Origin of the sequence: Streptomyces sp. NBC_00663 (genome assembly GCF_036226885.1) — a bacterium.
GTDB lineage: Bacteria > Actinomycetota > Actinomycetes > Streptomycetales > Streptomycetaceae > Streptomyces.
The window spans coordinates 6,124,310-6,142,480 of record NZ_CP109027.1 but is presented as its reverse complement, the minus strand read 5'-3'; the positions used below and the strand labels follow the sequence as shown (position 1 = coordinate 6,142,480).

Sequence of the window (18,171 nt, the reverse complement as noted above, 5' to 3'; positions counted from 1 at the left end):
GCCGCCACCTCCACCTGGCTCAGGATCGCTTGTCTAAGCGCTTGCTCAGAAGACAAAGGTACCGGCCGGTAGGAAGACGCGCCAGAGGCGCACCCCCGTAACGCTCGTCACGCGACGGGCCTCACGCGCCCGCCGCCCCGAACGCCCCCCGGGCCATCCGGTGCAGCAGCTCCGCCGTGACACCCCGCCCCGGGAGCGCGCCCGGCCGTCCCAGATGCGGGGTCGAGTTCAGCAGGCCGAAGACCGAGTGCACGGCGGACCGCGCGGTCGGCTCCGTCAGCGCCGGGTAGACCTCGCGGACGACCTCCACCCACAGCTCGACGTACTGCCGCTGGAGCTGGCGGACCAGCTTGCGGTCGCTGTCGCGCAGGCGGTCCAGCTCGCGGTCGTGGAGGGTGATGAGGGGGCGATCGTCCAGGGCGAAGTCGATGTGGCCCTCGATCAGGGAGTCGAGGACGTCCGCCGCCGCGGAGCCGTCCGCGTCCGCCAGCCGCCGCCTCGCACCCCGCAGCAGTTGCTCACTGATCCCCACCAGCAGCTCCGCCAGCATCGCGTCCTTGCCCGCGAAGTGCCGGTAGAGGCCGGGGCCGCTGATGCCGACGGCGGCCCCTATCTCGTCCACGCCCACGCCGTGGAAGCCGCGCTCGGCGAAGAGGCGCGCGGCCTCCTTGAGGATCTGCTCGCGCCGGGTGGGGGCGTCGGTTCTGGTGGCCATGGAAGCAATTCTAGACAGGGAGGTTAGCGGTCGTTAACCTGGAGGAAATGGTTAACGCTCATTAACAGTCGACCACTGGGTGAGGGGACCGCAGGATGCACGAGGCACCGGAGCTGACGAGCGCGGCAGAACCCGCGTCGGAGGCCTGGCGGGCCAACGAGGAGGCGCACCTCGCACTCGTCGGGGAGCTGCGCGGCAAGCTGGCCGCCGCCCGCCTGGGCGGAGGTGAGAAGGCGCGTGCCCGGCACACCGCGCGCGGCAAGCTGCTGCCGCGCGACCGCGTGGACACCCTCCTCGACCCGGGCTCGCCCTTCCTTGAGCTGGCCCCGCTCGCCGCCGACGGGCTGTACGAAGGCCAGGCCCCGGCCGCCGGTGTGATCGCCGGGATCGGGCGGGTCAGCGGGCGTGAGTGCGTGATCGTCGCCAACGACGCGACCGTCAAGGGCGGCACGTACTACCCGATGACGGTGAAGAAGCATCTGCGCGCCCAGGAAGTCGCCCTGGAGAACCGTCTGCCCTGTCTGTATCTGGTCGACTCCGGCGGAGCCTTCCTGCCCATGCAGGACGAGGTCTTCCCCGACCGCGACCACTTCGGGCGGATCTTCTACAACCAGGCCCGGATGTCGGGTGCCGGCATCCCCCAGATCGCCGCCGTCCTCGGCTCCTGCACGGCCGGCGGCGCCTATGTGCCGGCGATGAGCGACGAGGCCGTGATCGTCCGCAACCAGGGCACGATCTTCCTCGGCGGCCCGCCCCTGGTGAAGGCCGCCACCGGAGAGGTCGTCACCGCCGAGGAGCTGGGCGGCGGCGAGGTGCACTCCCGGGTCTCCGGCGTCACCGACCATCTCGCCGAGGACGACGCCCACGCCCTCAGGATCGTGCGGAACATCGTCGCCACGCTCCCCGCGCGCGGGTCCCTGCCGTGGTCCGTCGAGCCGGCCGTCGAGCCCAAGATCGACCCGTACGGGCTCTACGGCGCCGTCCCCGTCGACTCCCGCACCCCCTATGACGTACGCGAGGTCATCGCGCGCGTGGTCGACGGCTCGCGCTTCTCGGAGTTCAAGTCCGAGTTCGGGCAGACCCTGGTCACCGGCTTCGCCCGGATCCACGGCCACCCGGTCGGCATCGTCGCCAACAACGGCATCCTCTTCTCCGAGTCCGCCCAGAAGGGCGCCCACTTCATCGAGCTGTGCGACCAGCGCGGCATCCCGCTGGTGTTCCTACAGAACATCTCCGGGTTCATGGTGGGGCGTTCGTACGAGGCGGGCGGCATCGCCAAGCACGGCGCGAAGATGGTCACGGCCGTCGCCTGCACGCGCGTGCCGAAACTGACGGTGGTGGTCGGCGGCTCGTACGGCGCGGGCAACTACTCCATGTGCGGCCGGGCCTACTCCCCCCGCTTCCTGTGGATGTGGCCCAACGCCAAGATCTCGGTGATGGGCGGCGAACAGGCCGCGTCGGTCCTCGCGACCGTCAAGCGGGACCAGTTGGAGGCCCGCGGCGAGAACTGGGCCGCGGAGGACGAGGATGCCTTCAAGGATCCGATCCGTGCGCAGTACGACCGTCAGGGGAATGCCTACTACGCGACGGCCCGCCTGTGGGACGACGGGGTCATCGACCCCCTGGAGACCCGTCAGGTCCTGGGCCTGGCCCTGACCGCCTGCGCCAACGCGCCCCTGGGTGACCCCCAGTTCGGCGTCTTCCGGATGTGATGAGGGGACCCATGTTCGACACCGTACTCGTGGCCAACCGGGGCGAGATCGCCGTCCGCGTCATCCGGACCCTGCGCGCGCTGGGCGTCCGGAGCGTCGCCGTCTTCTCCGACGCCGACGCGGACGCCCGGCACGTCCGGGAGGCCGACACGGCGGTACGGCTCGGTCCGGCACCGGCCGCCGAGAGCTATCTGTCGGTCGAGCGGCTGCTGGAGGCCGCTTTGTCGACGGGCGCCCAGGCCGTCCACCCCGGCTACGGCTTCCTCGCCGAGAACGCCGCCTTCGCCCGCGCGTGCGCCGATGCCGGGCTGGTCTTCATCGGCCCGCCCGCCGAGGCCATCTCCCTCATGGGCGACAAGATCCGCGCCAAGGAGACGGTGGACGCGGCGGGGGTGCCGGTGGTGCCCGGCGGCCGTGACCCCGAACTGGCCTCCGCCGCTCAGGAATTGGGCGCTCCGGTCCTGCTGAAGCCCTCGGCCGGCGGTGGCGGCAAGGGCATGCGGCTCGTGCGGGATCTGGAGCTGCTGGACGACGAGATCGCCGCCGCCCGCCGCGAGGCCCGCGCCTCCTTCGGCGACGACACGCTCCTGGTCGAGCGGTGGATCGACCGCCCCCGGCACATCGAGATCCAGGTCCTGGCCGACGGGCACGGCAACGTCATCCACCTGGGCGAGCGCGAGTGCTCGCTCCAGCGCCGCCACCAGAAGATCATCGAGGAGGCCCCGTCGGTCCTCCTGGACGAGGCCACGCGCGCGGCGATGGGCGAGGCGGCGGTCCAGGCGGCCCGCTCCTGCGGCTACCGGGGCGCGGGCACGGTGGAGTTCATCGTCCCCGGCAACGACCCCTCCTCCTACTACTTCATGGAGATGAACACCCGTCTCCAGGTGGAACACCCCGTCACCGAGCTCATCACCGGCCTGGACCTGGTGGAGTGGCAGCTGCGGGTGGCGGCGGGTGAACCGCTGCCGTTCGGGCAGGACGACGTACGGCTCACCGGGCACGCCGTCGAGGCGCGCATCTGCGCCGAGGACCCCGCGCGCGGCTTCCTCCCCTCCGGAGGCACGGTGGTGAGGCTGCACGAGCCGCAGGGCGACGGTGTCCGCACGGACTCCGGGCTCAGCGAGGGCGTGGAGGTCGGCAGCCTCTACGACCCGATGCTGTCCAAGGTGATCGCGTACGGCCCCGACCGCGCGACGGCGATCCGCAAGCTCCGCGCGGCTCTCGCGGACACCGTCACGCTGGGCGTGCAGACCAACGCGGGCTTCCTGCGCCGCCTCCTGGCCCATCCGGCGGTGGTGGCCGGCGAGTTGGACACGGGGCTGGTGGAGCGCGAGGTGGACGGTCTGGTCGCCACGGACGTACCGGAGGAGGTCTACGAGGCCGCGGCGGCCGTACGCCTGGAGACCCTGAAGCCCCGCGGCAAAGACGGCGACGGCTGGACGGACCCGTTCTCCGTGCCGAGCGGCTGGCGCCTGGGCGGCACCCCCAAGCCGGTCGCCTTCCATCTGCGCGTCCAGGACCCGGTGGAGTACACCCCGCGCGGCGCGGCGACCGTCACGGACGACCGGGTGAGCGTGCTGCTGGACGGTGTCCGGCACACCTTCCACCGGGCCGCCGACTGGCTCGGTCGCGACGGCGACGCCTGGCACGTACGCGACCACGACCCGGTGGCCGCGTCCCTGTCCGGCGCGGCCCACGCGGGCGCCGACTCGCTGACCGCGCCCATGCCGGGGACGGTGACGGTGGTGAAGGTCGCCGTGGGGGACGAAGTGGCGGCGGGCCAGAGCCTGTTGGTGGTGGAGGCGATGAAGATGGAGCACGTCATCTCCGCGCCGCACGCGGGCACGGTCGCCGAACTGGACGTCAAGCCGGGCGCGACGGTCGCGATGGACCAGGTGCTGGCCGTCATCACCCCCGTGGAGGACGAGACATGACACTCCCCATGGTCGTACCGGAGGCGGGCCTGCCGACCCGCGTCCGTATCCACGAGGTCGGCGCGCGCGACGGTCTACAGAACGAGAAGTCGAGCGTCCCGACGGACGTCAAGGCGGAGTTCATCCACCGCCTGGCCGGCGCGGGCCTGACGACGATCGAGGCGACGAGTTTCGTCCACCCCAAGTGGGTGCCCCAACTGGCGGACGCCGAGGAGCTGTTCCCGCGGCTGGCCGAGGTGGAGGCGGATCTCCCGGTCCTGGTCCCGAACGAACGCGGCCTGGAGCGCGCCCTGGCGCTGGGGGCGACCCGGATCGCCGTCTTCGCCAGCGCCAGCGAGTCGTTCGCGAAGGCCAACCTCAACCGCACGATGGACGAGGCGCTGGCCATGTTCGAGCCGACGGTGGCGCGCGGGAAGGAGGCGGGCCTCCATGTCCGCGGCTACCTCTCCATGTGCTTCGGCGACCCGTGGGAGGGCGCGGTGCCGGTCCCGCAGGTCGTCCGGGTCTGCCGGGCGCTGCTCGACATGGGCTGCGACGAGTTGAGCCTGGGCGACACGATCGGCGTGGCGACCCCGGGCCATGTGCGGGCGCTGCTGCGGGCGTTGAACGAGGAGGGCGTCTCCACGTCCGTGCTCGGCGTGCACTTCCACGACACGTACGGGCAGGCGCTCGCCAACACCTACGCGGCCCTCGTGCACGGCGTCACCACGGTGGACGCCTCCGCCGGCGGCCTCGGCGGCTGCCCGTACGCCAAGTCCGCCACCGGCAATCTCGCCACCGAAGACCTCGTGTGGATGCTGCAAGGCCTCGGCATCGACACCGGAGTCGACCTCGGCCGTCTAGTCGCCACCAGCGCCTGGATGGCCGACCACCTGGGCCGACCCAGCCCGTCCCGCACCGTTCGAGCCCTGTCCCACAAGGAGCAGTGACCCGCGATGGACCACCGACTCTCCCCCGAACTCGAAGAACTCCGCCGCACGGTGGAGGAGTTCGCGCATGACGTAGTCGCTCCCAAGATCGCCGACTATTACGAACACCACGAGTTCCCGTACGACATCGTCCGCGAGATGGGCCGCATGGGCCTGTTCGGACTGCCGTTCCCCGAGGAGTACGGCGGCATGGGCGGCGACTACCTGGCGCTCGGCATCGCCCTGGAGGAACTGGCGCGGGTCGACTCATCGGTGGCGATCACGCTGGAGGCCGGGGTCTCCCTGGGCGCGATGCCCCTCCATCTCTACGGCACGGAGGCCCAGAAGCGGGAGTGGCTGCCCCGCCTCTGCGCGGGCGAGACCCTGGGCGCGTTCGGCCTGACGGAACCGGACGGCGGCAGCGACGCGGGCGCGACGCGCACGACGGCGAAGCTGGACCCGGCCACGAACGAATGGGTGATCAACGGCACGAAGTGCTTCATCACCAACTCGGGCACGGACATCACGGGCCTGGTGACGGTGACGGCGGTGACGGGCCGCAAGCCCGACGGCAAGCCGCTGATCTCGTCGATCATCGTCCCGTCGGGCACGCCGGGCTTCACGGTGGCGGCGCCGTACTCGAAGGTCGGCTGGAACGCGTCGGACACCCGGGAGTTGTCGTTCGTCGACGTCCGCGTCCCGGCGGCGAACCTCCTGGGCGAGGAGGGCCGAGGCTACGCCCAGTTCTTGAGGATTCTCGACGAGGGCCGCATCGCGATCGCGGCCCTGGCCACGGGCCTGGCGCAAGGCTGTGTGGACGAGTCGGTCAAGTACGCCAAGGAACGCCACGCCTTCGGCAAGCCCATCGGCGCCAACCAGGCCATCCAGTTCAAGATCGCCGACATGGAGATGAAGGCCCACACGGCCCGCCTCGCCTGGCGCGACGCCGCATCGAGGCTGGTCTCGGGCGAGCCCTTCAAGAAGGAGGCGGCCCTCGCCAAGCTCTACTCCTCGACGATCGCGGTGGACAACGCCCGAGACGCCACACAGGTCCACGGCGGCTACGGCTTCATGAACGAGTACCCGGTGGCCCGCATGTGGCGCGACTCCAAGATCCTGGAGATCGGCGAGGGCACGAGTGAGGTACAGCGGATGCTGATCGCTCGGGAGTTGGGGTTGGTCGGCTGAGTCCCGGGCCGATACGCCACAGGAGCCCCCGGAGCCCATAACCGGGCCCGGGGGCTCCGGTTCGCTCACCGGTGGTCGCCGAGGTTCGGTCGTAGCCCCCGCCCCCTGGACAAGATCTGAGGTTAGGCTAACCTACGTTCGAACTTGTCCGGCGGGCGCTTCGCCCCGTTCGAAAGCAGCCTCACCATGCCCAACGCCAGAGTCACTCACCTCACCCGCCGCGGCATCCTCGCCGCGGGCGGCGCCCTCGGCCTCGGTGCCGTGCTCGCGGCCTGCGGTGACGACGACGCGAAAAGCGGTGGCTCTGGCGAGGAGACCGCCGCCGCGGAGAAGTCCGGTCCCTGGACGTTCAAGGACGACCGCGGCACCGAGGTCAAGCTCGACAAGATCCCCGCGAACATCGTCGCCTTCACCGGCGTCGCCGCCGCGCTTTTCGACTACGGCATCTCCGTGAAGGGCGTCTTCGGCCCGACCAAGACCACCGACGGCAAGGCCGACGTCCAGGCCGGCGACATGGACATCTCCAAGGTCGAGATCCTCGGCAACGTCTGGGACCAGTTCAACGTCGAGAAGTACGCCGCCCTCGCCCCGGACGTCCTCATCACCACGATGTTCGACGACGCCGGCACCCTCTGGTACGTCCCCGCCGCCTCCAAGGACAAGATCGCCAAGCTCGCCCCGAGCGTCGGCATCTCCGTCTACGACCGCCAGATCACCGAGCCGTTGCAGCGCATGTGGGAGCTTGCCGAGTCCCTCGGCGCCGACATGAGCGCCGCCACCGTCACCGACGCCAAGAAGAAGTTCGAGGCCGCCGCGACCCGGCTGCGCGCCGCCGCGAAGGCGAAGCCGAACATCAAGGTGATGGCCGGTTCCGCCAGCCAGGACATCTTCTACGTCTCCGGCACCAACCTCTCCATCGACCTGGAGTACTTCAAGGCCCTCGGCGTGAACTTCGTCGAGCCCTCCGAGAAGTCCAAGGCCGAGGGTGGCGGCTGGTACGAGTCGCTGAGCTGGGAGAACGTCGACAAGTACAAGGCCGACATCATCATGATGGACGACCGGTCGTCGACCATTCAGCCGGCCGACATCACCGAGGCGACCTGGAAGAAGCTGCCCGCGGTGAAGGCGGGGCAGGTCATCTCCCGTTCGCCGGAGCCGATTCTGTCGTACGACAAGTGCACGCCGCTTCTTGAGACGCTCGCCGAGGCGCTTGAGAACGCGAAGAAGGTCAGCTGAAAAAACGGGGCTGATGTTGCGGGGCGACTGCGGGCCCGTTGTGGCTGGTCGCGCAGTTCCCCGCGCCCCTGAAAAGCAAAAAACCTTGCCCCCCTGCCAACTCAGGAGCGCACCCCTCATGACCACCGCCGTCGCCGCACCGTTCCGCTTCTTCTCTCTCCAGGTCGTAAGAACGCTGCGGCTCGGGCCGTCTCTCGTCCGGGTCACCTTCGGTGGGGACGAGCTGCGGGAGTTCTGCTCCGACGGGTGCGACCAGTCGCTGTCGCTCTTCATCCCCGCCGAGGGGCGGACCGAGCCCCGTGTTCCGATCGAGCTCGGCGACGGCTGGTGGCAGGCGTGGCGTGAACTCCCTGATGACGTACGGGCCGTGATGCGGTCGTACACGCTCCGCGCGCTGCGGCGCGACGCCCTTGGGCGTACCACCGAGATCGACATCGACTTCGTGCTGCACGGCGTGGAGCCCGGCGCCACCACGCCGGCCGGACCCGCCTCCCGCTGGGCCGCGCGGGCCGCCGCCGGGGACCGAGTCCTCCTCCTCGGCCCCGCCATCGCCGACAACCGTGCCATCCGGTTCCGGCCGCCGCAGGGCACCGACCTCACCCTCATCTGGGGCGACGAGACCGCCGTACCCGCCGTCTCCTCGATCGTCGAGTCCCTGCCGGCCGGCACCCGTGCCCGGGTGTGGCTGGAGGTGCAGCACGCCGCCGACATCCAGGACCTGGTGACCGAGGCGGACGCCGAGATCACCTGGTTCGTCAGGGATCAGGAGGGTGCCGAGGGGTCCCCCATGGCCCTCGGCACCCTCCGCGAGGCCCAACTCCCGGCCGCCGAGCGCCCGTACGTGTGGATCGCGGGCGAGTCGAGCTGTGTGAAGCAGTTGCGCCGGCACTTCGTCGGCGAGCGCGGTATCGACCGCCGGAGCGTCACCTTCGTCGGGTACTGGCGGCAAGGGATGACCGAGGAACAGCTCCGCGCCGCCGAGTAGTCCCCGACGCAACCAACGGGAGTGCCAACTGCGGTCGAAGTGACCGTAGTCACGGTTGATGCCGCGCTTGATCCAAGTTACTTAGGTTAGGCTAACCTAAGTAAGCGAGACCGACGCTCAAGACCACGGGAACGTGAAGCGAAGATCGCGTCCCCACCCCCGTCCGACCCGCACGGACTGCTCCCCACCGGAGGACCCCCACCATGCGCTCGCACCTGCTCAATGACACGACCGCGGAGCAGTACCGCCGCTCCGTGACCGAAGGTATCGAGCGGGTGGCAGCCAAACTCGCCGCCACCGACCGTCCGTTCACCGGTGTCACCGTCGACGCCCTCGCCCCGACCATCGACGCGATCGACCTCGACAAGCCGCTGCTGGACACCGGCGCGGTGCTCGACGAGCTGGAGGACGTCTACCTCCGCGACGCGGTCTACTTCCACCACCCCCGCTATCTCGCCCACCTCAACTGCCCGGTCGTCATCCCGGCCGTGCTCGGCGAGGCGATCCTGTCCGCGGTCAACTCCTCCCTGGACACCTGGGACCAGTCGGCCGGCGGCACCCTCATCGAGCGCAAGCTCATCGACTGGACGACCGCCCGGATCGGCCTCGGCCCGGCCGCCGACGGCGTGTTCACCTCCGGCGGCACCCAGTCCAACCTCCAGGCGCTGCTGCTCGCCCGCGAGGAAGCGAAGACGGACACCACGGCCAAACTGCGCATCTTCGCCTCCGAGGTCAGCCACTTCAGCGTCAAGAAGTCCGCCAAACTCCTCGGCCTCTCCCCCGACTCCGTGGTCACCATCCCCGTCGACCAGAACAAGCGGATGCAGACCGTCGCGCTCGCCCATGAGCTGGAGCGCTGCAAGGCCGCCGGTCTCGTGCCGATGGCCGTCGTCGCCACCGCCGGCACCACCGACTTCGGCTCCATCGACCCGCTGCCCGAGATCGCCGAGCTGTGCTCGCAGTACGGCACCTGGATGCATGTCGACGCCGCGTACGGCTGCGGACTGCTCGCCTCGGTGAAGTACCGCGGCCGGATCGACGGCATCGAGCGCGCCGACTCGGTCACCGTCGACTATCACAAGTCCTTCTTCCAGCCGGTGAGTTCGTCCGCCGTCCTGGTCCGCGACGCGGCCACGCTCCGCCACGCGACCTACCACGCCGAGTACCTCAACCCGAAGCGCATGGTGCAGGAGCGCATCCCCAACCAGGTCGACAAGTCCCTTCAGACCACCCGCCGGTTCGATGCCCTGAAGCTGTGGGTGACGCTGCGGACGATGGGCGCCGACGGCATCGGGCAGCTCTTCGACGAGGTCTGCGACCTGGCCGCCGAGGGCTGGCAGATCCTCGCCGCCGACCCGCGCTACGACGTCGTGGTCGAGCCGACGCTCTCCACCCTCGTCTTCCGCTACATCCCGGCAGCCGTGACCGATCCCGCCGAGATCGACCGCGCCAACCTCTACGCCCGCAAGGCCCTGTTCGCCTCCGGCGACGCGGTGGTCGCGGGCACCAAGGTCCAGGGCCGCCACTACCTGAAGTTCACCCTGCTCAACCCCGAGACGACGACCGAAGACATCGCCGCCGTCCTCGACCTGATCGCCGGCCACGCCGAGCAGTACCTGGGAGAGTCCCTTGACCGCGCGTCCTGAAACCCCGACCAAAACCCACGACTTCGTGGGCATCGGGCTCGGCCCGTTCAACCTCGGCCTCGCCTGTCTCACCGAGCCCATCGACGAACTCGACGGTGTCTTCCTGGAGTCGAAGCCCGACTTCGAATGGCACGCGGGCATGTTCCTCGAAGGCGCCCACCTCCAGACGCCGTTCATGTCGGACCTGGTCACGCTGGCCGACCCGACCTCGCCGTACTCCTTCCTGAACTACCTGAAGGAGAAGGGCCGACTGTACTCGTTCTACATCCGGGAGAACTTCTACCCGCTGCGCGTCGAGTACGACGACTACTGCCGCTGGGCCGCGAACAAGCTGAGCAGCGTCCGCTTCAGCACGACGGTCGCCGAAGTGACGTACGAGGACGGCGTGTACGTCGTCACGACGACCGCGGGTGACGTCTTCCGCGCCCGTCATCTCGTCCTCGGCACCGGCACCTCCCCCCACTACCCGGAGGCCGTACGCGGCCTCGGCGGTGACTTCTTCCACAACTCCCGCTACATGCAGAACAAGGCGGAGCTCCAGAAGAAGGAGTCGATCACGATCGTCGGCTCCGGGCAGTCCGCCGCCGAGATCTACTACGACCTCCTCGCCGAGATCGACGTGTACGGCTACCGCCTCAACTGGGTGACTCGCTCCCCCCGCTTCTTCCCCCTCGAATACACCAAGCTCACGCTGGAGATGACCTCCCCGGAGTACATCGACTACTACCGCGAGCTGCCCGAGGCCACCCGCTACCGGCTCACGGCCCAGCAGAAGGGCCTGTTCAAGGGCATCGACGGCGATCTCATCAACGAGATCTTCGACCTGCTCTACCAGAAGAACCTCGGCGGGCCCGTCCCCACCCGGCTGCTCACCAACTCCGCGCTGAACAGCGCGCGTTACGAGAACGGCACGTACACCCTCTCCTTCCGCCAGGAGGAGCAGGAGAAGGAGTACGACCTCCAGACGCAGGGCCTGGTCCTCGCCACCGGATACAAGTACGCCGAGCCCCAGTTCCTGACCCCCGTCAAGGACCGGCTGCGCTACGACTCGCAGGGCAACTTCGACGTCGCCCGCAACTACTCGATCGACACCACCGGCCGCGGCGTCTTCCTCCAGAACGCCGGCGTGCACACCCACAGCATCACCTCGCCCGACCTGGGCATGGGTGCGTACCGCAACAGCTACATCATCCGTGAGCTGCTCGGCACCGAGTACTACCCGGTCGAGAAGACGATCGCGTTCCAGGAGTTCTCCGTATGACCACCCCCCGCACCTTCGCCTTCCGCCCCCTCGACCCGCTCAAGGACGCCGAGCTGCTGCACGGCTGGGTCACCCACCCCAAGGCCGCGTTCTGGATGATGCAGGACGCGAAACTGGAGGACGTCGAGCGGGCGTACATGGAGATAGCCGCCGACGAGCACCACCACGCGCTGCTGGGTCTCGACGAGTACGGCGTCCCCGTCTTCCTGATGGAGAAGTACGACCCCGCCCACCGTGAACTGGTGGGCCTGTACGAGCCGTTGCCGGGTGACGTCGGCATGCATTTCCTCACCCCCGCGACCGACACCCCGGTCCACGGCTTCACCCGGTCCGTCATCACCGCCGTCATGGCCCAACTCTTCGAGGACCCGGCCGTCGAGCGGGTCGTCGTCGAACCGGACGTCTCCAACAAGGCCGTCCACGCCCTCAACGAGGCAGTCGGATTCGTGCCCGAGCGGGAGATCCAGAAGCCGGAGAAGAGGGCTCTGCTCAGCTTCTGCACCCGCGAGCGGTTCTTCGCAGCGACGGAGGTGCCCGCATGACCCTCGCCGACTCCGTGGCCCACCTCTCCCCCGAGCGCTGGGAGAAGGCCAACCGCCTCCTCATCCGCAAGGCTCTCGCCGAGTTCGCGCACGAGCGGCTCATCACGCCGGAGGCCACCGCCGACGGCCGCTTCGAGGTCCGCAGCGACGACGGTCTGACCCGCTACGGGTTCACCGCCACCCGCCGCGCCCTCGACCACTGGCAGGTCGACGCCGACTCGATCTCCCGTCACCGAGACGGCGTCGACCGCCCCCTCGCCGCTCTGGACTTCTTCATCGAGCTGAGGAAGTCGCTGGGCCTGAGCGACGAGATCCTGCCGGTGTACCTGGAGGAGATCTCCTCCACCCTCTCCGGCACCTGCTACAAGCTCACCAAGCCGCAGATCCCGGTGGCGGAGCTCGTCGGCAGCGGCTTCCAGGCCATCGAGACCGGCATGACCGAGGGCCACCCCTGTTTCGTCGCCAACAACGGCCGGCTCGGCTTCGGCATCCACGAGTACCTGTCGTACGCCCCCGAGACGGCAAGCCCGGTCCGCCTGGTCTGGCTGGCCGCGCACCGCTCGCGGGCGGCCTTCACCGCGGGTGTCGGGATCGAGTACGAGACCTTCGTGCGCGACGAGCTGGGCGAGGCGACGGTCGACCGCTTCCACGCCACGCTCACCGCCCAGGGCCTCGACCCCGCCGACTACCTCCTCATCCCGGTCCACCCCTGGCAATGGTGGAACAAGCTCAGCGTCACCTTCGCCGCCGAGGTCGCCCGCCGCCACCTCGTCTGCCTGGGCGAGGGCGACGACGAGTATCTGGCCCAGCAGTCGATCCGGACCTTCTTCAACTCCTCCCACCCCGAGAAGCACTATGTGAAGACGGCCCTGTCCGTCATCAACATGGGCTTCATGCGCGGCCTTTCGGCGGCGTACATGGAGGCCACCCCGGCCATCAACGACTGGCTGGCCCAACTCATCGACAACGACCCGGTGTTGAAGGCCACCGGGCTGTCGATCATCCGCGAGCGCGCGGCCGTCGGCTACCGCCACCTGGAGTACGAGGCGGCGACGGACCGCTACTCGCCGTACCGCAAGATGCTGGCCGCGCTGTGGCGCGAGAGCCCGGTCGCCTCCCTCCAGGACGGGGAGTCGTTGGCGACGATGGCGTCCCTGGTCCACGTCGACCACGAGGGCAACTCCTTCGCGGGCGCCCTGATCGAGCAGTCGGGCCTGACACCGGTGGAGTGGCTGCGCCGCTACCTCACGGCGTACTTCACCCCGCTCCTCCACAGCTTCTACGCCTACGACCTGGTCTACATGCCGCACGGCGAGAACGTGATCCTGGCCCTGAAGGATGGCGCGGTGACCCGCGCGATCTACAAGGACATCGCCGAGGAGATCGCCGTCATGGACGTCGACGCGGTCCTCCCGCCGACCGTCGAACGCCTCCGCGTGGACGTGCCGGAGGACAAGAAGCTCCTCTCCGTCTTCACGGACGTCTTCGACTGCTTCTTCCGCTTCCTCGCCGCGAACCTCGCCACCGAGGGAATCCTGGAGGAGGACGACTTCTGGCGGACGGTCGCGGACATCACCCGCGAGTACCAGGCCTCGGTCCCCGAACTCGCCGAGAAGTTCCAGCGGTACGACATGTTCGCCCCGGAGTTCGCCCTGTCCTGCCTCAACCGCCTCCAACTGCGCGACAACAAGCAGATGGTGGACCTGGCAGACCCGGCGGGCGCACTCCAACTGGTCGGCAACCTGAAGAACCCGATCGCCGGGTTCTGACCCACGGACAGGCGGGTGCCCCGGGGTACGGTCCCCCGGGGCATCCGTCAGCTATTCAGGTGATCTTGGCGGCAACGCCCTAAAGGGGCGCGGGGAACTGCGCGACCAGCCCCCCACCGGCCCGCACCGAATCACCAGGGCACTTGAGGCGACTGGTAATAGCTGATCCCCAACGCCTCCCACCGCTCAGCCTGCGCAGCAAGCCGCACCTTGTACCGCTCCCAGTCATGCGTCGCAGCCGACGACCACCCCAGCTCGGCCACCCCCGCCAGCCTCGGAAACGCCATGTACTCGAGGTCCGCGGACGTCACGATCGTCTCGGTCCACAACGGCGCCTCGACCCCCCGCACAGCTGAACCAGGCACCCCCGGCAGATAGTCGCCCGGATCCCAGTCGTACGACCGCCGCACCTCCACCAGCCCGGCCCAGTCCTGCCCCAACGGCGTGTCCGCGGTGTACTTCATGTCGAGGTAGACGCGGTCGGCGGGCGACAGAACAACCCCCGTACCGTTCTGCGCGGCCTTGGCCACCTGCGCCTTCTCCTCGGCGCTGGTGTCGTCCAGTCCCCAGTACTGCGCCACGGCCCCCTTCGCCGGAGTCGCCCCGGTGAGCTGATGCCAACCCATCACGGTCTTCCCGTACTTGGCGACGATCGGCTGCACCCGGTCCATGAACGTGACGTAGTCCTCATGGCTGGTCGAGTGCGCCTCGTCCCCGCCGATGTGGAGATACCGCCCCGGCGTGAGCGCGGCCAGCTCCCGGATCACGTCGTCGACGAAGTCGTAGGTGCGGTCCTTGCCGACGCACAGCGAGCTGAAGCCGACGTCGGTGCCCGTGTAGAGCGGTGGCGCCACGCCGTCACAGTTCAGGTCGGCGTACGAGGCGAGCGCCGCGTTGGTGTGCCCCGGCATGTCGATCTCGGGGACGACCTCCAGATAGCGGGAGGTGGCGTAGCGGACGATCTCCCGGTAGTCGTCCTTGGTGTAGAAGCCGCCGGGGCCGCCGCCGACCTGTGTGGAGCCGCCGTGGGTGGTGAGGCGCGGCCAGGAGTCGATCGCGAGGCGCCAGCCCTGGTCGTCGCTGAGATGCAGATGCAGCTTGTTGACCTTGTAGAGCGCCAACTGGTCGATGTACCGCTTCACTTGGTCCACGGTGAAGAAGTGCCGGGACACGTCGAGCATGGCACCGCGCCAGCCGTACCGCGGGCTGTCGGTGACGGCGCCGCCCGCGACCAGCCACGGGCCGGACTGCACGGTGTCCTTCTCGACCTTCGCCGGCAGCAGCTGCCGCAGGGTCTGCACCCCGTGGAAGAGTCCGGCGGGCCGCGCGGCGGTGATGGTGACCCCCTTGGCCCCGCTGTCGAGCCGGTACCCCTCGGCACCGAACGGGCCTTTGGCGAGCCGCAGTTGAATGTCCCCGCCGTGCCCCGCACGCACCGGCAGCCGATAGCCGGTGGACGGTCGGAGCACCCCCGCGAGGTACTCGCCGACCCGGCGCACCTCCCGCGAGCCGTCCACACCGATACGGGTCTTCGTCGTGATGCGGTACGGCGATCCGCCCGGCGTCACCTTCGTGGGCGCCGGAATCACCTGGTCGAGCGGTGTGGCCCCGGCGGGCGCCGGCGCCGCACCCACAGTGAGCGAGCCCACCGCCACGAGCAGCAACGCACCCAGAACTCGGGTCGTACGGGGAGTCGTTCTGCGCTTCCGTCTCACCTGCGCCCCCTTCATGGTCCACCCAGGATTGGTGCAGACCACTCTGCCGGGTAACCGGCCCGGTACGGAAGTGCACAGCGCGTTCACAGGCCGTACCACTACGGTCCACACCTTGCCGTGACGGCTCCTTGGGGGAGACGAAGATGTCCGAGCACACCGCACAGCAAGCCGGTACCGCCCACGCCCCGGCGCCGGGTGTGCCGTGGGAGGACGTGTCGGCGGTACGCGCCTACGCGGGCGCGTTCTGCGGCAAGCAGCACACCGCCGCCGAACTCGCCGCCGAGGTCCTCAGTCACGCCGCGCACCGCCAAGGCCCCACCGGCCGCCTGGAACTGCTGACCGCCGTCCGCCGCACCGCGGCCACCTGGGTCCGCGACGAACGGGCGGCGCTGCTGCGCCCGGGGTTCCGGTCCTGGTCGCAGCGCGCGGCCGACACGTTCGGGCCGGTCGACACCCTGCGCCGGGTGGAGCACACCTCGCTGCTCCTGGCCGCCTTCGCCACCCTGGCCGACCAGCAGCGCGCCGCGCTGTGGCTGTGCCGGGCCGAGCAGGGCGAGACGGCGTTCGCCGCCCAGGTCCTCGGCTCCTCGGAGGAGTTCGCCGAGTCCATGGCGGAGACGGCCCGCGCCCGGCTGGCCGACGGGTTCCTGCGGCTGCGCGCCGAACGCACGGCGGACGCCCGCTGTGTGCACTACGGCACCATGCTCGGCGCGATCGCCCGCGGCACCCACCGCGAGACCCCCGACGACCTCCTCCAGCATCTGGACGGCTGCCGGTTCTGCACCCACGACGTCACCGTCCTGCACACGCTCACCTCCGGCCCCGCTGAGGAACTGCGCGCCCTGCTGGTCGACCAGGTGCTGGTGTGGGGCGGCCCGGCCTACCGGGCGGCACAGCAGCCCCGGCCGGAGACGGCGGCCCCGGCGCCCCGGGAACCCGCCCCGGAGCCCCGGACCGTGCCTCCCGCACCCGAGGCCCCCCGCGGACGCCGCCCCGTCCTCGCCGTGGCCGTCGCGGTCGTCGTCACCGCCGTGGCCACCACGGCCGCCCTGAAGCTGCTCGGCGGCGAGGACTCCACCGCCCAGGCCGCGAACGCCGCCACCGCCCCTGCCGCCACCGGCCCGGCGCCGACGTCCGCCGCTCCCTCCCCGAGCACCGGCGCGTCGATCGCCACCCTCGCCCTGGAGAACACCGCCACCGGACGCTGCGTCGCCGCCGACGCCGGCACCTCCTTCGACAACGCCCCGAAGGCGGCGGCCTGCACGGAGGGCCCGACCCAACAGTGGAAGGTCGTCCCCTCCGGCAAGAACACGTACGCCCTGGAGCACGTCTCCTCGACGTTCTGCCTCGACATCGCGGGCGACCGCGTCACCGGCGACCCCATGCAACTGCGCCCCTGCGCCTACCAGCAGGGCGCCGACGCCCCCTACCCCGAGGACCAGGCGTTCCTCCTCAAGACCCGTGCGGACGGCACCTTCACTCTCGTGTGCCAGGACAACCAGCACATCGCCGTCGGCATCCGCGCCGGCGAGGTCCGCATGCTGGCGACCGCCGGGAGCGGCGAGGCGATCAGCTTCAAGGCCACCGCGAACCTGACGAAGGCACTCGGCGACTGACCGGCACCCGCGACCCGAATGCCAGACTTGCCCCATGGCGGAAATCATCCAGCGCGACGGCACCTGGGCCTTCGACGGCGACGCCCTGCGCCTGACCCCGGGACGCGACAAGAACGTCAGTCTGTTCCGCAAGGCCCTGGGTGAACTCGTCGTCCCGCTGGGCGCGTTGGCGGGGGTCTCCTTCGAACAAGGCCGCAGGGCCGGGCGGCTCAGGCTGCGGCTGCGCGACGGCGCCGACCCGCTGCTGCACGCGACCGGCGGCCGCCTCACCGAACCCAACGACCCCTACCAGCTGATCGTCGAGGCCGACCGCTACGGCGTCGCCGAGTACTTCGTGGACGAGGTCCGCGAGGCCCTCCTCCTCGACCAGGTGCCGGTGACCCCGGTGACCGAGTACCTGCTCCCCGGCCCCGCCGTCCCGCTGTCGTTCTCCGCGGGCGACGGCACCGCGTCCTTCGACGGCGACCGGGTCCGCCTGGAGTGGAACTGGAAGACGGAGGACGCCAAGGCCGCCGCCGGCGTCCGCACCCTCCCCCTCACCGATCTCGCCGCCGTGGAGTGGCACCCGGCGGCGGGCCTGGACAACGGCCATCTGCGCTTCACGGTGAAGCACGCGCCGACCAAGGCGCCGCCGAAGTACGACCCCAACTCGGTGGAGCTGTGGGGCTTCAAGAAGGACCCGTTGATGGCCCTGATCGCGGCGGCCGTCCAGGCCAGGCTCCCCCACCCGGCCCGGACGGCCGTCGTCGACGTACACAGGACCCTGGACACACGACCGGAAGCGCCTTCCCTCCCGGTCGCCCCCGTCGAGGACGGCCACGACGCCCTCCTGCGCCGGCTGCGCGAGCTCGGCGAGCTGCGCCGCACGGGTGTGCTGACGGACGAGGAGTTCACAATGGCCAAGCAGGCGATCCTCAAACGGATGTAGTCCCGGGAAACGGCGC

At 69.9% G+C, this 18,171-nt stretch carries 14 protein-coding genes; 12 read left to right on the top strand and 2 right to left on the bottom strand.

Annotated elements, in window-relative coordinates:
- Positions 1 to 121 precede the first annotated feature (121 nt).
- Positions 122 to 715, bottom strand: a complete 594-nt coding sequence (locus OG866_RS28100) for an SACE_7040 family transcriptional regulator (protein WP_329338908.1) — start codon at positions 713 to 715, stop codon at positions 122 to 124.
- Between the two features lie 95 nt (positions 716 to 810).
- Here OG866_RS28100 and OG866_RS28095 point away from each other — a divergent pair, with 95 nt between their 5' ends.
- From OG866_RS28095 to OG866_RS28050, 10 genes are all read left to right on the top strand, one after another.
- Entirely contained in the window at positions 811 to 2,427 is a 1,617-nt protein-coding gene (locus tag OG866_RS28095) for a carboxyl transferase domain-containing protein (RefSeq protein WP_329338906.1), read from the top strand.
- An 11-nt stretch (positions 2,428 to 2,438) separates the two neighbouring features.
- A complete protein-coding gene (locus OG866_RS28090) occupies positions 2,439 to 4,361 on the top strand; it encodes an acetyl/propionyl/methylcrotonyl-CoA carboxylase subunit alpha (RefSeq protein ID WP_329338904.1) in 1,923 nt (640 codons plus the stop codon).
- The gene (locus OG866_RS28085; protein WP_329338902.1) at positions 4,358 to 5,290 is read left to right on the top strand and encodes a hydroxymethylglutaryl-CoA lyase; all 933 of its coding nucleotides are present in this window, start codon (positions 4,358 to 4,360) and stop codon (positions 5,288 to 5,290) included. Before OG866_RS28090 ends, OG866_RS28085 begins: the two co-directional genes overlap by 4 nt.
- Before the next feature lie 6 nt (positions 5,291 to 5,296).
- Positions 5,297 to 6,457, top strand: a complete 1,161-nt coding sequence (locus OG866_RS28080) for an acyl-CoA dehydrogenase family protein (RefSeq protein ID WP_329338900.1) — start codon at positions 5,297 to 5,299, stop codon at positions 6,455 to 6,457.
- Between the two features lie 186 nt (positions 6,458 to 6,643).
- On the top strand, positions 6,644 to 7,693 hold the full coding sequence (locus OG866_RS28075; RefSeq protein ID WP_329338898.1) for an ABC transporter substrate-binding protein: 1,050 nt from the start codon (positions 6,644 to 6,646) through the stop codon (positions 7,691 to 7,693).
- Between the two features lie 118 nt (positions 7,694 to 7,811).
- Positions 7,812 to 8,678: a siderophore-interacting protein gene (locus OG866_RS28070; protein WP_329338897.1), complete on the top strand. Its 867-nt coding sequence runs from the start codon at positions 7,812 to 7,814 to the stop codon at positions 8,676 to 8,678.
- Between the two features lie 203 nt (positions 8,679 to 8,881).
- On the top strand, positions 8,882 to 10,324 hold the full coding sequence (gene desA / locus OG866_RS28065; protein WP_329338896.1) for a lysine decarboxylase DesA: 1,443 nt from the start codon (positions 8,882 to 8,884) through the stop codon (positions 10,322 to 10,324).
- On the top strand, positions 10,308 to 11,585 hold the full coding sequence (locus OG866_RS28060; RefSeq protein ID WP_329338894.1) for a lysine N(6)-hydroxylase/L-ornithine N(5)-oxygenase family protein: 1,278 nt from the start codon (positions 10,308 to 10,310) through the stop codon (positions 11,583 to 11,585). The genes desA and OG866_RS28060 overlap by 17 nt, the downstream gene beginning before the upstream one ends.
- Positions 11,582 to 12,127 carry a GNAT family N-acetyltransferase gene (locus OG866_RS28055; RefSeq protein ID WP_329338892.1) on the top strand — a complete coding sequence of 182 codons (546 nt, stop codon included), beginning with the start codon at positions 11,582 to 11,584 and terminating at the stop codon, positions 12,125 to 12,127. Before OG866_RS28060 ends, OG866_RS28055 begins: the two co-directional genes overlap by 4 nt.
- Positions 12,124 to 13,896, top strand: a complete 1,773-nt coding sequence (locus tag OG866_RS28050) for an IucA/IucC family protein (RefSeq protein ID WP_329338890.1) — start codon at positions 12,124 to 12,126, stop codon at positions 13,894 to 13,896. The genes OG866_RS28055 and OG866_RS28050 overlap by 4 nt, the downstream gene beginning before the upstream one ends.
- A 131-nt stretch (positions 13,897 to 14,027) precedes the next feature.
- Here the strand turns inward: OG866_RS28050 and OG866_RS28045 are convergent, their stop codons facing one another.
- A complete protein-coding gene (locus tag OG866_RS28045) occupies positions 14,028 to 15,611 on the bottom strand; it encodes a beta-N-acetylhexosaminidase (RefSeq protein ID WP_329338888.1) in 1,584 nt (527 codons plus the stop codon).
- A 143-nt stretch (positions 15,612 to 15,754) separates the two neighbouring features.
- Here OG866_RS28045 and OG866_RS28040 point away from each other — a divergent pair, with 143 nt between their 5' ends.
- Entirely contained in the window at positions 15,755 to 17,227 is a 1,473-nt protein-coding gene (locus OG866_RS28040) for an RICIN domain-containing protein (protein ID WP_329338886.1), read from the top strand.
- A 34-nt stretch (positions 17,228 to 17,261) separates the two neighbouring features.
- Positions 17,262 to 18,155 (top strand): DUF4429 domain-containing protein, encoded by an 894-nt coding sequence (locus tag OG866_RS28035; RefSeq protein ID WP_329338885.1) that lies wholly within the window; start codon positions 17,262 to 17,264, stop codon positions 18,153 to 18,155.
- The last annotated feature ends 16 nt before the right edge of the window (positions 18,156 to 18,171 follow it).

Coding starts and splice junctions, on each gene's coding strand:
- OG866_RS28050 (WP_329338890.1), top strand. CDS start 12,124: ATGACCCTCGCCGACTCCGTGGCCCACCTCTCCCCCGAGCGCTGGGAG.
- OG866_RS28035 (WP_329338885.1), top strand. CDS start 17,262: ATGGCGGAAATCATCCAGCGCGACGGCACCTGGGCCTTCGACGGCGAC.
- OG866_RS28095 (WP_329338906.1), top strand. CDS start 811: ATGCACGAGGCACCGGAGCTGACGAGCGCGGCAGAACCCGCGTCGGAG.
- desA (WP_329338896.1), top strand. CDS start 8,882: ATGCGCTCGCACCTGCTCAATGACACGACCGCGGAGCAGTACCGCCGC.
- OG866_RS28100 (WP_329338908.1), bottom strand. CDS start 715: ATGGCCACCAGAACCGACGCCCCCACCCGGCGCGAGCAGATCCTCAAG.
- OG866_RS28055 (WP_329338892.1), top strand. CDS start 11,582: ATGACCACCCCCCGCACCTTCGCCTTCCGCCCCCTCGACCCGCTCAAG.
- OG866_RS28080 (WP_329338900.1), top strand. CDS start 5,297: ATGGACCACCGACTCTCCCCCGAACTCGAAGAACTCCGCCGCACGGTG.
- OG866_RS28070 (WP_329338897.1), top strand. CDS start 7,812: ATGACCACCGCCGTCGCCGCACCGTTCCGCTTCTTCTCTCTCCAGGTC.
- OG866_RS28075 (WP_329338898.1), top strand. CDS start 6,644: ATGCCCAACGCCAGAGTCACTCACCTCACCCGCCGCGGCATCCTCGCC.
- OG866_RS28040 (WP_329338886.1), top strand. CDS start 15,755: ATGTCCGAGCACACCGCACAGCAAGCCGGTACCGCCCACGCCCCGGCG.
- OG866_RS28085 (WP_329338902.1), top strand. CDS start 4,358: ATGACACTCCCCATGGTCGTACCGGAGGCGGGCCTGCCGACCCGCGTC.
- OG866_RS28090 (WP_329338904.1), top strand. CDS start 2,439: ATGTTCGACACCGTACTCGTGGCCAACCGGGGCGAGATCGCCGTCCGC.